This window comes from Parazoarcus communis SWub3 = DSM 12120 (genome assembly GCF_003226565.1).
GTDB lineage: Bacteria > Pseudomonadota > Gammaproteobacteria > Burkholderiales > Rhodocyclaceae > Parazoarcus > Parazoarcus communis.
The window spans coordinates 121792-135192 of record NZ_QKOE01000007.1 but is presented as its reverse complement, the minus strand read 5'-3'; the positions used below and the strand labels follow the sequence as shown (position 1 = coordinate 135192).

The 13401-nt window shown below is 64.0% G+C and carries 14 protein-coding genes; 3 read left to right on the top strand and 11 right to left on the bottom strand.

All coding sequences use genetic code 11. The annotated features are described in order from the left end of the window. Positions 1 to 70 precede the first annotated feature (70 nt). Positions 71 to 994 (bottom strand): LysR family transcriptional regulator, encoded by a 924-nt coding sequence (locus DNK49_RS12025; RefSeq protein WP_110524831.1) that lies wholly within the window; start codon positions 992 to 994, stop codon positions 71 to 73. 135 nt (positions 995 to 1129) lie between these two features. On the opposite strand from DNK49_RS12025, the gene DNK49_RS12020 reads away from it, so the two are divergent. Together DNK49_RS12020 and DNK49_RS12015 are read left to right on the top strand one after the other, a co-directional pair. After that, on the top strand, positions 1130 to 1867 hold the full coding sequence (locus tag DNK49_RS12020; protein ID WP_110524829.1) for an SDR family NAD(P)-dependent oxidoreductase: 738 nt from the start codon (positions 1130 to 1132) through the stop codon (positions 1865 to 1867). An 82-nt stretch (positions 1868 to 1949) separates the two neighbouring features. Continuing rightward, entirely contained in the window at positions 1950 to 2171 is a 222-nt protein-coding gene (locus DNK49_RS12015) for a tautomerase family protein (protein ID WP_110524827.1), read from the top strand. Positions 2172 to 2344: 173 nt separating this feature from the next. Here the strand turns inward: DNK49_RS12015 and DNK49_RS12010 are convergent, their stop codons facing one another. The 10 genes from DNK49_RS12010 to DNK49_RS11970 all read right to left on the bottom strand — a co-directional run bounded on the left by DNK49_RS12010 (position 2345) and on the right by DNK49_RS11970 (position 12241). Next, on the bottom strand, positions 2345 to 3919 hold the full coding sequence (locus DNK49_RS12010; RefSeq protein WP_207806960.1) for a cytochrome D1 domain-containing protein: 1575 nt from the start codon (positions 3917 to 3919) through the stop codon (positions 2345 to 2347). A gap of 8 nt (positions 3920 to 3927) precedes the next feature. Beyond that, a complete protein-coding gene (nirJ, locus tag DNK49_RS12005; RefSeq protein ID WP_110524823.1) occupies positions 3928 to 5136 on the bottom strand; it encodes a heme d1 biosynthesis radical SAM protein NirJ in 1209 nt (402 codons plus the stop codon). 156 nt (positions 5137 to 5292) lie between these two features. Further along, a complete protein-coding gene (gene ahbB, locus DNK49_RS24110; RefSeq protein WP_165843315.1) occupies positions 5293 to 5814 on the bottom strand; it encodes a siroheme decarboxylase subunit beta in 522 nt (173 codons plus the stop codon). After that, positions 5811 to 6308 (bottom strand): Lrp/AsnC family transcriptional regulator, encoded by a 498-nt coding sequence (locus DNK49_RS24105; RefSeq protein WP_165843314.1) that lies wholly within the window; start codon positions 6306 to 6308, stop codon positions 5811 to 5813. Before DNK49_RS24105 ends, ahbB (DNK49_RS24110) begins: the two co-directional genes overlap by 4 nt. Continuing rightward, positions 6301 to 7332: a siroheme decarboxylase subunit beta gene (ahbB, locus tag DNK49_RS11995; RefSeq protein WP_110524821.1), complete on the bottom strand. Its 1032-nt coding sequence runs from the start codon at positions 7330 to 7332 to the stop codon at positions 6301 to 6303. Before ahbB (DNK49_RS11995) ends, DNK49_RS24105 begins: the two co-directional genes overlap by 8 nt. A gap of 2 nt (positions 7333 to 7334) precedes the next feature. Next, on the bottom strand, positions 7335 to 8549 hold the full coding sequence (locus DNK49_RS11990; RefSeq protein WP_110524819.1) for a cytochrome D1 domain-containing protein: 1215 nt from the start codon (positions 8547 to 8549) through the stop codon (positions 7335 to 7337). A 19-nt stretch (positions 8550 to 8568) separates the two neighbouring features. Continuing rightward, positions 8569 to 8937, bottom strand: a complete 369-nt coding sequence (locus DNK49_RS11985; RefSeq protein WP_110524817.1) for a c-type cytochrome — start codon at positions 8935 to 8937, stop codon at positions 8569 to 8571. 25 nt (positions 8938 to 8962) lie between these two features. Next, complete coding sequence (locus tag DNK49_RS11980) at positions 8963 to 9838, bottom strand: ethylbenzene dehydrogenase-related protein (protein ID WP_110524815.1); 876 nt, start codon at positions 9836 to 9838, stop codon at positions 8963 to 8965. A 49-nt stretch (positions 9839 to 9887) separates the two neighbouring features. Further along, entirely contained in the window at positions 9888 to 10496 is a 609-nt protein-coding gene (locus DNK49_RS11975; protein WP_110524813.1) for a NapC/NirT family cytochrome c, read from the bottom strand. A gap of 65 nt (positions 10497 to 10561) precedes the next feature. Further along, positions 10562 to 12241 carry a nitrite reductase gene (locus DNK49_RS11970; protein ID WP_110524811.1) on the bottom strand — a complete coding sequence of 560 codons (1680 nt, stop codon included), beginning with the start codon at positions 12239 to 12241 and terminating at the stop codon, positions 10562 to 10564. A 310-nt stretch (positions 12242 to 12551) separates the two neighbouring features. Between DNK49_RS11970 and cobA the strand changes: the two genes are divergently transcribed. Beyond that, entirely contained in the window at positions 12552 to 13337 is a 786-nt protein-coding gene (gene cobA / locus DNK49_RS11965; protein ID WP_110524997.1) for a uroporphyrinogen-III C-methyltransferase, read from the top strand. Positions 13338 to 13401 lie beyond the last annotated feature (64 nt).

Genomic DNA, 13401 nt, shown 5'->3' with positions numbered 1-13401 from the left:
GCTTGCAGGGGCCACAGACGCGCCGTATGAGCCAGTGTCAGTATCCACACCATTTCGCCGTCAATCTCTTCTACGGGCGGATCCACGCGAGCCGCTTTGCCATCAGGAAATCGATGAAGGCGCGCATCCTCATTGGCAGGTGCCGCCCGTTCGGATAGAGCAGCGTAAAGGGGCGGGAGCGACCGCCGTAGGCTTGCAGCACCTCGACCAGGGTGCCGGCAGCCAGGTCCTGATCGACGATGAAGCGGTAGGTCTGAAACAGCCCGGCGCCATGTCTGACGAGGGTGACGCCGCCCAGCAGGTCGTCCGCGATGCAATAGCGGCCGTCGACGAAGATCTCGCGCTCCTCGCCATTTTCAGTGAACAACCATGAGATGCGGCGGCCGGTCCGGGGCAGTTCGAACTGGATGCATTCGTGACGCGCGAGATCGTCCAGCGTCGATGGCGTGCCGGCGCGTTTCAGATATTCCTGGGTCGCCACCACCACCAGGGGCTCATCTTCCAGGAGCCGGGCGATCAGGGTCGAGTCCGGTTGCGCCCGCACCCGGATCGCCATGTCGTAACCTTCCTCGACGAAATCGATGTTGCGATTGCTCAGGTGGAGGTGCAGATCCACGCCGGGATAGCGCTGGCGGAATTCCGGCAGCAGCGGAAGGATGCGGTAATGCCCGTATGTGGTCGGAATGCTGATGCGTAGCGTGCCACTCGGTTCGAGTTGCTGGCCCATGGCCTGGCGCTCGGCCTCTGTCAGTTGCGTCAGCGCCTGGCGACATTGCTCGTAGTACGCGCGCCCGGTCTCGGTCAGCCGTACGCTGCGCGTCGTGCGCGAGAACAGGCGCAGGCCCATGCGCTCTTCCAGCCGGCCCACCGCCCGGCTGACCGCGGCGGGGGTGATGCCGGCCGCCAGGGCGGCCGAGGTGAAGCCACCAGTCTCTGCAGCGAGACAGAACAACTCGATGCTGCCCAACTGGATGTCGTCGAAGTGCCGCGCCATGTTTTATTACATCATGTATCAAGTGAAGTTTCAGTGTAGTGCTTTATCGGTGAATCACGCACCAATAGAGTCTCGATCACCCGGCGACGAAGTTCGGAACTGCCGGGTGGATCCCCAAACGACTGGAGCACAACCGTGAGCAGCAATCAAAGAACCGTGGTCATCACCGGCGCATCGAGCGGTATCGGCCTGGGCCTGGCAGAGGCCTTTCTCAGGCAGGGCTACAACGTCGTCGGCAATGCGCGCACCGAAGAGCGCCTTGCCGCCGCCGCGGCGCATCTGGAGCACTCCCCGCGTTTTCTCGGCGTAGCCGGCGACATTGGCGAACGTCGTACCGCCACGCGCGTCGTCGAACGGGCGGTCGAGCGCTTCGGGGCGATCGACGTGCTGGTGAACAACGCCGGCATCTTCATCGCCAAACCAATCGCCGAATACAGCGAGCAGGATCTCGATACGCTGATCGCCACCAACCTGAAGGGTTTCGTCTACGCCTCGCAGGCCGCTGCCGCCCACATGGTTCCGCGCAGGCAAGGCCATATCGTGAACATCACCGCGAGCATCGCGATGCAGCCGAACATCGCAGTGCCGGCCGCATTGCCAGTGCTGATCAAAGGCGGCATCAACCAAGCGACCCGCGCGCTGGCGCTCGAGCTTTCGCCGCACAATGTCCGCGTCAACGCGGTGGCCCCCGGCATTGTCGATACGCCACTCTATACGCCCGATATGCACGGCTTCCTAAACTCCCTCGCTCCGGCCGGACGCATTGCCAAGGTGAACGAGATCGCCGACGCGGTCTTGTATCTTAACGATGCCGAATTCACCACCGGCGTCGTCCTGCCGGTCGACGGTGGCATGAGCTCAGGAAAGTGGTAATTGAGTCGTCCGGGGCCCAGCCCCCCGCCCGGCCCATCCTTCGACGCGCGTCGTCGTATTCAATTCAACAGGAGAACCTATCATGCCCTTCGTCAACGTCGTCGTAACCCGTGATGGCATCACCCGTGAGCAAAAGGCTCAAGTCATCAAGGAGATCACCGAAACCTTGCAACGCGTTCTCAACAAGCGCCCTGAGCTGACCCATATCGTCATCCAGGAGGTCGACACCGACAACTGGGGCTACGCTGGAATGACAACCACCGAGTACCGCGCGCAATTGTCCGACCAGCAATTGTCTCGCTGACCTACGGCCGACACCGGCTGCCACCCTGCGGGACACCGAACATCCCTTCGTTCTGGCACCGATGGCGAACACAAACCGCGCTGACCAACGCATCCACAGGCAGGCCGGCGCGGCCCAAATGCGTGCGCCGACGGGTGGGCTCCGGAACGCAAGCATCGGCCCGGCGTCGGCGCTCAGTGGCTGGTGCCTTCGTCGCGGCTGATCTTGTTCCACACGTTGTATTTGCCGACCGGTTTTTTCATCGGCAGGCGCTTCACTTCCTCGAGCGTATGCGCATCGAGCACGACGATGGCGCCATCCTGCTCCCACAGGCTGGCGAGTGCGTAGCGGCCGTCGCGGGTGAATTCGATGTGGGCCAGGGTCTGGCCCGGCGCGGCGGCGATCTCCCGGACCACCTCGAGGGTCTGCTTGTCGATGACCTGCAGGATGTGTTTCGCCTCGCGGCTCATCATTGAATCGACGAAGGCGTAGCGGCTGGTCTCGTGGCTGCGCAGGAAGAAGCCCGGTCCGCGGGTCGGGATGCGCCGGATCACCTCCCAGCGCTGCATGTCGATCACCGTGACCTCGCCCGACTTCAGGTTGGTGCTCGCCATCACGGTGCGCTCGGTGCCGGTCGCGTCGCGCCATTTCCAGGTGATGCCCGAGCCGAGGTGGGGCATGCCTTCCAGCGGCAGATTGGCGACCTTCTTGCGCGCATCCAGGTTCACCACCTGGCCCACCCCCTCGCGCGAGGCACCCATCAGCTCGGCGTAGTCCTGGGTAAAGAAGAAATCGTCCAGCACTTCCGCGAGCACGGTGCGGCGCGGGTTGAGATAAGCTGGAATGAAGGCGCCTTCGCGCTGTTTGAAGTCGTGGATGAAGCCGACCGGGATGTCCTCCACCGCTTTGGTGTAGCTCACCTCCCACACCTCGGCCACGTCCTTGAGTGCGACGATGAAGGACTGCCGCGGGGTAGCGTCGTACACCGCAGATACGCGCGAGCTGCGCTTGCCGTCGCGGTCGGTGGCCTCGATAACCTTGATCAGGTTCAGCTCGCCGTCGAGCAGCACCAGGCTATGCGGCAGGTAGTTGGCAACCGCGACATGCTTGCCATCGGGCGACACCGCAACGTTACGGGTGTTGATGCCGGCGCGCACCTCGGCCACCACCTTGAGGTTCCATAGATCGTACTTGGTGATCCAGCCATCGCGCGAGCCGAAAAAGACGTAGCGCCCGCCCTCGGCGAACTTCGGTCCACCGTGCAGGGCGAAGCGCGACGGGAAGCGGTGGATCGGCTCGAGGTGGTCGCCGTCGAGCACCGACACGTGGTGATCGCCCGCCTCCACCACCAGGAAGAGGTTTAGCGGATCGGCGTCGAACACCGGGCGGGCAGACAGCGTGGCCGGGTCGACATGCTGGATGCGCGAGGTGCGGATGTCGGCATCGGTCCACCTCGGTTCGGGCGTCACCGGGGTGTAGATCCAGTCAGCCAGCGCGGCGATCTCGGCCTTGCCAAGCACCTTGTCGAAGGGCGGCATCTGGGTCGCGGCGCGCCCGCCCGCGATCACCGCGGCGGCCTCGGCTTTGCGCAGGCGGGCGAGGTTGTCCGGCAGCAGCGCCGGCCCCATCGCGCCAAGGCGATCCGGGGCGTGACAAGCGGCGCAATGCGCCTGGTACAGCTTCGCGACATCGGGCGCCGTGCCAGCGTCGGCCGCGGAAACGAGGGGCGCCAGCAGCAGCGCGGCCATCGCGCCGAACAGGGATCTCATCGCCGGTCTCATGGGGTCACCTTGTCGATCCGCACCCAGGGCGTGTTGACCACCCGGATCGATCCATATTCGGACGCGTTCACACCGATCTCCTCGTCACTCAGGTAACAGGCCGGATCCTCGGCCCACGGATTGCCAGTGATCTGCTCGGCGCGTACCCGCGAATTGCCATTACAGATGTCGAGGTAGCGACAGGCGCCGCAGCGCCCCCCGAGCTTGCGCGGATGCGGCTTCAGACCGGCCAGCAGCGGGTGCGACAGGTCGTTCCAGATTTCGTCGAAGGCACGCTCGCGCACGTTGCCCAGCGGCACATGCCACCACATGGTGTCCGGATGGACGATGCCCAGGTTGTCGATGTTGGCGACATTGACCCCGCTTGCGTTGCCGCCCCACTGGCGCAGTTTGGTTTCGATATGCGCGGCCTTGTCCGGAAAGCGTCGTCGCACCCAATCGAGCAGGAACACGCCGTCGGCGTCGTTGTTGCCGGTGACGAAGTCCTTGACGATGCCCTGCCGATGCAGCGCCAGGCAGGTTTCGAACAGCAGTTCCATCGCTTCGCGGGTGGTGCGATGGCGCGCATCGTCGCCGCGGTGCTTGTTGCCGCGCCCGGCGTAGTTCAGGTGCGAGAAGTAGAACTTGTCGATCTGTTCCTCCTCCACGAGCCGAAGCAGCGCGCGCAGGTCGTGGGCGTTGTCCTCGGTCATGGTGTAGCGCACACCGACCTTGATCCCACGTTGGCGACACAGCCGGATGCCGGCGAGCGAGGCGTCGAAGGCGCCGGCCTTGCGCCGGAAGCGGTCATGGGTGTCGGCGATGCCGTCGAGGCTCACCCCGACATAGTCGAAGCCGATATCGTCGATCGCGTCGATGTTCGAGGCGTCGATCAAGGTGCCGTTGGACGACAGGCCGACGTAAAAACCCAGCGCCTTGGCGCGGCCCCCGATCTCGAAGATATCCGGTCGCAACAGCGGCTCGCCACCCGACAGGATCAGCACTGGCACCCGCGCTGCCTTCAGATCATCCATCACGCGGAACACCTCGGCGGTCGACAGCTCACCGGCGAAATCGGTATCGGCCGAGATCGAGTAGCAGTGTTTGCAGGTGAGATTGCAGCGCCGGATCAGGTTCCAGATGACCACCGGACCGGGTGGCTTGCGCCGCGCAACGACGGGCGTAGGCTGATCGAGTTCGCGAACGAACTGGGAAATACGGAACATGGCGGGTGAATCTCCTGTTTAGTCCGATTACAGCTCACCCAGCCGCAACCCAAAATGATGCGGGTCAAGCGGGCAGGACGATCAGCGCTTGTTCTACGTTTGCTCCAAGCTTCTTGCAGACCTTGCGCAACCGCCTGGCCTGCACTTCGCCGATGCTCAGACCCGGCCCAAGCGCAGACCGGTCTTCTTCAGGATGGACGTCGAGAACAGTACGTCTTGGGCGCGCAGGGCCGCCGGAAAACGGTACTCGACCAGCGCAGCGATGTCGGCCACACGTCCGAGCGCGGCCTCACGACTGCCGGCATGGACCATGGCGAAGAGGTTATAGGGCCAATCGGGCAGCCGACGCGGGCGGCGGTAGCAGTGGGTGACGAAGTCGAGGGCACCGACCAGCTCGCCCACCGCGTCGACACACGCGTCGTCAATGTCCCACACGCTCATGCCATTGGCGGTATAACCAATCGCATAGTGGTTGGGCACGGCGCCAATGCGGCGAATGACCCCGCGTGCAAGCATGGCCCCCAAGCGCTCGCACACCTCGACCTCGCTGCAACCAAGCTGCGCGGCAAGCGCTGCATAGGGGCGTGGCACCAGCGGCAGGCCACCCTGGGTTGCCAGCACCAGACGCCGATCCAGGTCGTCCGTTGCAGTCAGCACAGTTTCCGGACCTATGTTCATCTCGCCTCCAGCTTCATCTCGACAAAGTACTCGCGCGCCTTCGGAAAGCAGTGCACCGCAAGTCCGGTGGCGCGCTCGATCCGCGCGGAGACCTCGGCAATCCCTTCGGGATGCGCCGTAGCGAGCACGAACCACATGTTGAGCGTGTGCTCGCGCTGGTAGTTGTGCGCCACCTCGGGAAAGGCATTGACCAGGTCCACCACCCGCGCCCAGTCCGCATCGGGCACGGCCATCGCCGCGAGGCAGAACGCCCCACCCATGCGCTCGACCTGGAACATCGGACCGAAACGGGTCAGCACACCCGCCTCGAGCAATCCGCGCAGGCGCGCGATCACCGCCTCCTCGTCCAGTCCGAGCATCGCGCCGACCGCGGCGTAGGGCCGCTCCACCAGCGGAAAGTCGCCCTGCAGCGCATTGATCAGCCGGCGCTCGATCTCGTCCGGCGTACGCGTTGCCGCCACCCCGCGCGGCACCGGTCGCTGGCGCTCATTCATTACCGCTCTCAGCTGACAGCGGCAGGTAGTGTGCGCCGCGCTGCTTGAAGCGGCGACCGCTGAACAACACGGTGTGGGGCCAGCGGTCAAGCTCCAGGCGCGCCGCAATCTGGTCACGCATCGCCAGCACCGCCTGGCGCGCGCTTCCGTGGATCATGCAGAACAGGTTGTAGGGCCAGTGCGGCACGGCGCGTTTGCGTCGATAGCACAGCGTTACCGCCGGCTCCCGTGCCAGCTCGCGACCGAGGGCACTGGCCAGATGATCGGGGATGTCCCATACACACATGGCGTTGGCGCCAATGCCGACTTCGTGGTGACGCACGACCACGCCGAAGCGACGGATCACGCCGTCAGCCAGCGCACGCTCGACGGTTTCGATCACCATGCTCTCGTTCAAGCCCACGCGCCGGCCGAGCATTTCCCACGGCGCGGCCACGATCGGCAACCCTCCCTGCAGCGCGGCGAACAGCCGGCGATCGAGCTCGGGCAGCGCGCAGCCGCGATTGCCGCCGCTGGCCGAGAGCGTGCCAGCGATGCGCCGATGGCTCAGGCCGTTGAGGTCAAAGCCCAAGTCAATGTGGAACTCCTCATCCATCGGCAGGCAGATCGTGGTGCAGCCGGTGTCGCGTTCGATGGCGCCAACGATGCCGGTCAGCGCCATCTCGTCTGCTGCAGTGACCACGAACCACAGGTTGAAGACGTGCTCGCGTTCGTAGTTGTGATTGACGCAGGGTTCGGCGCTGACCCGCGCCGCGACCTCGTCGAGCCGCTCCGGTGACACGGCCAGCGCAAGCAGTGCTCCAGCCCCGATCCGCCGCGGCGCGAATACCGCCCCCACGCGGCTGACCACTCCGGCAGCAACCCAACTGCGATAGGCACCAATCACTTCGTCCTCGTCAACACCGACCGCTGCGCCGATGTGAGCGAAGGGGCGCGGCGCAAGCGGAAAGTCGCGTTGCCAATCGTTGAGCAGGCGGAAACTCGCCGTCCCCGCCGCGTCCGCGATCGAAACCGTGCGCAGCATGTTCAAAACCCGGTGCGCATCGCGCGACTGGTGAAGAAGATTCCGCTCGGGCTGGCGGAATCGAAACTGCCCAACGGCTTGCGCGTCGCGGTGTCATAGACCACGACACGGTTGTCGTCACGCGCCGACAGCCACACCGTCTCGCCTTTGGGCGCGAACTCCATGTGCAGGATTGCACGCCCCGGCTGCAGCGTATCGACCACGCTTTGATCGAGCGTATCGATCACCTGCACCCAGCCATTGTCGGGAAAGGCGAAGTTCACCCAGACCTCGCGTCCGTCTGGGCGCGCCATGACGAACACCGGTTGGCTCTTGACCGGGATGCGGGCAACTTCCTGCCAGCTACGGGTATCGACCACCAGCACCTCGTGACGCCCGATCGCCGGCAGGTAGGCGCGCCCGCCCGCCACCGCCCAGCCTCGCAGGTGGGGCATCTTGTACACCGGCAGCGGCTCTGCGCCCATGCCATAGCCGGCCAGGATCTTGCGTACTCCCTGCTCCGGCTGCCACAAATCGAGCATTGCCAGCCCGTCCTCGCCGAACAGGCCCGCGATGTAATGACGTCCGTCCGGCGTCACCAGGCCGTCGTAAGGCTGGCGGCCGGCAGCGTAGCGCTGCGTTGTCGGGTGCGTCGGGTCGGACAGGTCGGTGACGCGGATCTCATCGGCATCAAACAGCGCGTAGGCAAAACGGTTGCCGGGCAGATCGGCAAGGCCGACCACCTTGGAGCGCTTGCCTTCGGTGCCGTACTCTGCCGGCACGTCGGCGAGCAGTTCGAGGGTATCGGCATCGAAGGCCTTGATCCCGCCCGGAGCGTAGTTCTGTGCCACAACGATACGGCCATCCTGCGAGATCGCTCCGCCGATCGCATTGCCCGCTTGCATCACGCGCCCAACCACGCTGGCGCTCAACAGGTCGACCTTGGTCAGCCCCCCGTCGCGACCGAACACGTAGGCATGGCGCGCATCGCGCGAGAACACCACCGAGGCGTGCGACAGGTCACCCAGGCCCGGCACCCTGGCCAGCACGCTGCGGCCGGAGGTCTCGACGATCTGCACCCGGCCGTCGGCACGCTCGATGACAACGCCAAGATCGCCGGTACCACGGACCTGCGTCGTTGGCATGCCGGTGGCACAGGCCGACAGCAGCAACACCATGGCCGGCAGCAGGATGACCCATAGCAGCGGTGGGGCAAGACGTACGTTTTGATCTGACATGTTCAGACTCCTGCCTGGTTCAGTTTGCGCTACCGACGAGCGCCGGCCCGCCATCGGCCGGGAAGCCACGCATCAGTTGCTCGACGATCCACTGCGCCTCCCCCTCACTGACGATGCCGCGAAACGGCGGCATCGGGGTACCCGGACGTCCGCCCATCACCGTAGCCACCAGACCGTCGGCCGGCTTGTCGGCAAGCGCGTCCGGCGTCAGCGCAGGGCCAAGACCGCCGGCCAGGGTCAGCCCGTGACAGGAGCCGCAATCCTGGCGCACCAGGTGCACCAGTTCGCGGCTACGCAGGACGTCGGGTTCGGCCGCGGAGGCGAAGGCCGCTGCGCTTGCCGCGACGATCAGCACCCATACATGAGCAAGCAGGGGGGGCACTTTCACGATGAGGTCCAGCTGCCGCGCCGGCTCACTGCTTGGCCGCGGTGACGTCGGCCTTGGCGTCGATGCCGAGTTTGTAGCCGAGCGACACGTGGTGATAGCGACCGGCTGCATTGTCGTCGTGGATCGCGAAGCCGAAGTTGTAGACCTTGCCCGCCTCAAGCGCGACGTCGCCCTCGCCGCCTGCAAACTTGCGTGTGAACACCACCGCCCAGCCGTCGCCGTCCTGTTTGCCGACCGCACTCACCAAGGCCTTGCCCCCCTCCATGACCCGGGTATCGGTGACGTGACCGTCGAAGCCCTTGTTCTCGCCGCTACGCCACTGCATCAAGTCATAGAACTTGCCGTCGGCCAGCGAGCCACCCTTGACGTACTTCTTCCTGGTCTCGGCTGCCCCGGGCATGGTGCGCGAGTCGGCATGACAGCTGGCCCAGCAGCCGCCCTGGTCGGCGAGTTCGACCTTGCCGCCGGACTCGAGCATGAAGGCGATCTTGACCGGGTTCTTGTCATCCATCTTGGGCGCACCGGATGCTTTGGGCTGCCTCCAGGAGAAGCGCAAGTAAAGATTCTCGCCATCGTGCGCGGCCTGGACCTTGACCGGAATCGAAGGGGCCTTGCCGGCAATCGGGCTGGGCTCGATCTTCTGCCCGCTGGCCATCTTCTGGCCCATCGCAGCCACTTCCTCACTGTGGCAGTCGGCACAGGTCTCGCCCTTCTTCAGCGCCCGTGCACCACCGTGCTCGGTGCCTTTGGTAATCCATTCGAGCGGCGAGACACCGGGGTGAAACAGGGTGATGTCCTTGGCCGCAACCTTGCCCCAATCGGCTGGGGCAGCCGCCATCGCACTGCCCGCCCCGAATACCAGCGTCGCACCGGCCAGTGCGCTCATGATCGTCTTGTTCATGCTTGCTTCTCCTGTTTTAACCCGGCATGCCACCCCCGCCGGGAGGTGGTCACTCTTCGTCGTCGTCAGTCATGCCTTCAGGCTTGTGATGCGCAATACCCTTGTGGCAATCGATGCAGGTCATGTTGTCCTGGCGTGCCATCTCGTGCTGCTTGCGCGCACGCTGCTTTTGCATCTCGGCGTTCATGCTTTCGAGGCTGTGGCAGTTGCGGCATTCGCGCGAATCGGAGGCTTTCATCCTCGCCCACTCACTGCGCGCCAGTTGCAGGCGCTTGGCTTCGAACTTTTCGCGCGTGTCGATGGTGCCGGTGAGCTTGCCCCACACTTCACGCGAGGCCTGGATCTTGCGGATCATCTTGTGCGTCCAGTCCTTGGGGACATGGCAGTCGGGACAGGTGGCACGCACGCCGGTGCGGTTGGTGTAGTGAATGGTTTCCTTGTATTCCTGATAGACGTTGTCCTCCATCTCATGACACGAGATGCAGAAACGCTCGGTATTGGTCGCTTCCATGGCGGTATTGAATCCGCCCCAGAAAAACACGCCAATCGCGAAGCCCACCAGCAACAGGCCACCCAGCGAATACCTCACACTCGGGCGACGCAAGCGGTAGAAGAGCCCGCCGGTTTGTTCTTGTTTTGAAGTGTCTCGATCTGTCATGAGATCCATCCTTGGCTGCCCCCGCACGACGGTGCGAGGGTGCTTGGCGGTTGCCTGGGAGCCGGTCAATAAACGTCGTGCATCGTGTTGAACACGTTGAACTTGCCGGTCGGCGTGACGATCGATGGATCGGTGATGACCTTCTTCAGCTTCAGCGTCTTGTCGTCATAGATCACGATCGCGGACTGGTCGGTCTTTCCACCCCACAGCGAGATCCAGACCTCATCGCCCGCTTCGTTGTATTCCGGATGGGTCGCGCGGCGAATCGCCTTGCTCTCAGGCAGGCCGGAATCCTTGGCCACGTCGAGACGGGTTGGCGCCTTCGAAAGATCCTTCATGTCAAACACGTACACCGACTCGGCCACTTCGCGCTCCGGGTTCATCGGCGCATCGGCCCACAGATGAGTGGATTTCGGATGCGTCTTGACGAATAGATTGCCCGCGCCCGGCATCTTCAACTCCTGCACCACCTTCCAGTTGTGGCTCTTGTATTTGGCGTATTTGGCCTCATCCGAAGCCGTCGAGATGACCGACACCACGTCGGCACCCAGGTGACCGGTGGTCCACACCGGACCAAACTGGGGATGCACGAAGTTGGCGCCGCGGCCTGGGTGCGGGATCTTGGCAGTGTCGACCAGGGCAGCCAACTTGCCGGTCTGGGTGTCGACCGCAGCGACCTTGTTCGAGGCATTCGCAGCGACCATGAAATAGCGCTTGGACGCATCCCAGCCACCATCGTGCAGGAACTTGGCGCTCTCGATGGTGGTGGTCTTGAGGTTCTTGAGATCGGTGTAGTCGACGAGCAGTATCTGCCCTGTTTCCTTCACGTTGACGACCCATTCGGGCTTGATGTGCGAGGCCACGATGGAGGCCACGCGGGGCTCCGGATGGTATTCGCCATCGACGGTCTGGCCGCGGGTGGAGACGACCTTGATCGGCTCCAGGGTTTCGCCATCCATGATCGAGTATTGCGGCGGCCAGTAGGTGCCGCCGATCAGGTACTTGTCTTCATAGCCCTTGAACTTGGACGTATCGACCGAGCGCGCGTCCGAACCGAGGCGCACGGTAGCGACCGTCTTCGGCTCTTCGTACCACATGTCGATGATGGTGGTCAGGCCGTCACGGCCCACCGTATAGACGTAGCGACCGGAAGCGGACAGACGCGAGATATGCACCGCATAGCCGGTGTCGAGCACCTTCCAGATCTGATGCGTGTCGCCGTCGACCAGGGCAAGCTTGCCCGCGTCGCGCAGCGTGATCGCGAACACGTTCTTCAGGTTGACCTTGTTCATCTGCTTCTTCGGACGCTCGGACACCGGAACCAGCAGCTTCCAGCTGTCCTTCATGTCCTTGAGCGAGAATTCGGGCGGCACATCCGGGGTGTTCTGGATGTAGCGCGCCATCAAATTGATCTCGTCCTTGCTGAGGATATCGTCATAGTTGACCATGCCGCCTTCCGTACCGTAGGCAATGATCTTCTCCAGGCGGTCGGTGCCGAGCTTGAGGGTGCCACCTTCGAGTTTGGTGCCATCGGCCAGCGTCTTCTCCCACTCTGGCTCGAGGTTCTTGCCCGTCGCCCCCTTGCGCAGTACGCCGTGACAACCGGCACAGCGCTCGAAGTAGATCTGCTTGGCCTTGGCCTTCTCATCCGCCGTCATTTCCGGTGCCGACGCCGCCCAGACGTTGCTCATGGCCAGCGGAAGCGCGGCCAGCGCAAGCGCACCCATTACCCCTTTGATATGCATGATGTTTTCCCCCAAGTAGTGGCCACCAATCGGCCATGAATTGCCGAGGCGGACTATGTTCCCCTACGAAATGTGCGTCTTTAACATGAGTCAATTTCAGCCCTTCACCCCTGCTGCTAGAGTGGGTTCCACTCAAAGGCCTGGAGAAAGGGACATGCCCGCCACATACGTCGCAGCACCGCGGCTCGATTCCCGTCCGGACGCACGCCCACCCATCACATCACTCGCGACGGTCAGCCGCTCGCCCCGCATCAGCCTCGGACATGCCGCGGTCCGCGCACACTCGAGTTCGGGGGAAGGCGTCATCGGCATGCGCTCGGCGCATCGCGACGCACATGAACCGGGCAAGGTCGCATTGGTCGGGGCCGGCCCGGGCGACCCGGAACTGCTCACCCTGCGCGCGGCACGATGCATCGCCGAAGCCGATGCGATCGTCTACGACCAGTTGGTGGGTGACGGCATCCTTGATCTGGCCAGACCATCCGCGCTGCGCATCTATGCGGGTAAAAAGGCAGGCAACCACGCCCTGCCACAGGACGAGATCAACCGTCTGCTGGTGGATCTCGCCCATCGGGGGCTCAACGTGGTCCGGCTCAAGGGCGGCGACCCCTTCATCTTCGGCCGCGGTGGCGAAGAAATGCATGAACTGATGTCCTGTGGCATCGCCTGTGAGATCGTGCCCGGTGTCACGGCGGCGGCCGGCATGGCGGCCGCCACCGGCATTCCGCTGACACATCGAGACCATGCCCAGACGGTCGTTTTTGCAACCGGTCACCTGAAGGAAGGCACCGTCGACCTCGACTGGACCGCACTTGCCCGTTTACGTCAGACGGTGGTGATCTATATGGGACTGGGCGCTCTCGAGATCATCTGTCGCGAGCTGGTCGAACACGGACTGCCCAATACGACGCCCGCCGCGGTGGTCCATGCCGCCACCACGCCGCATCAGCGCATCATCACCAGCACGCTGGCAACCCTGCCCACGGAAGTTCGGGCGGCCGGACTGAAGACGCCGAGCCTGATCGTGGTCGGCACCGTGGTAGAGCTTCACCCTAGGTTGATATCGCCGTCTGCTGTGACCACGGAACCCGTCTGATCGGCACTGGCACGCCCTCGGCAACACGCGTTACGCACCCTGGCGCTGCGCGGCACCGAGCTGC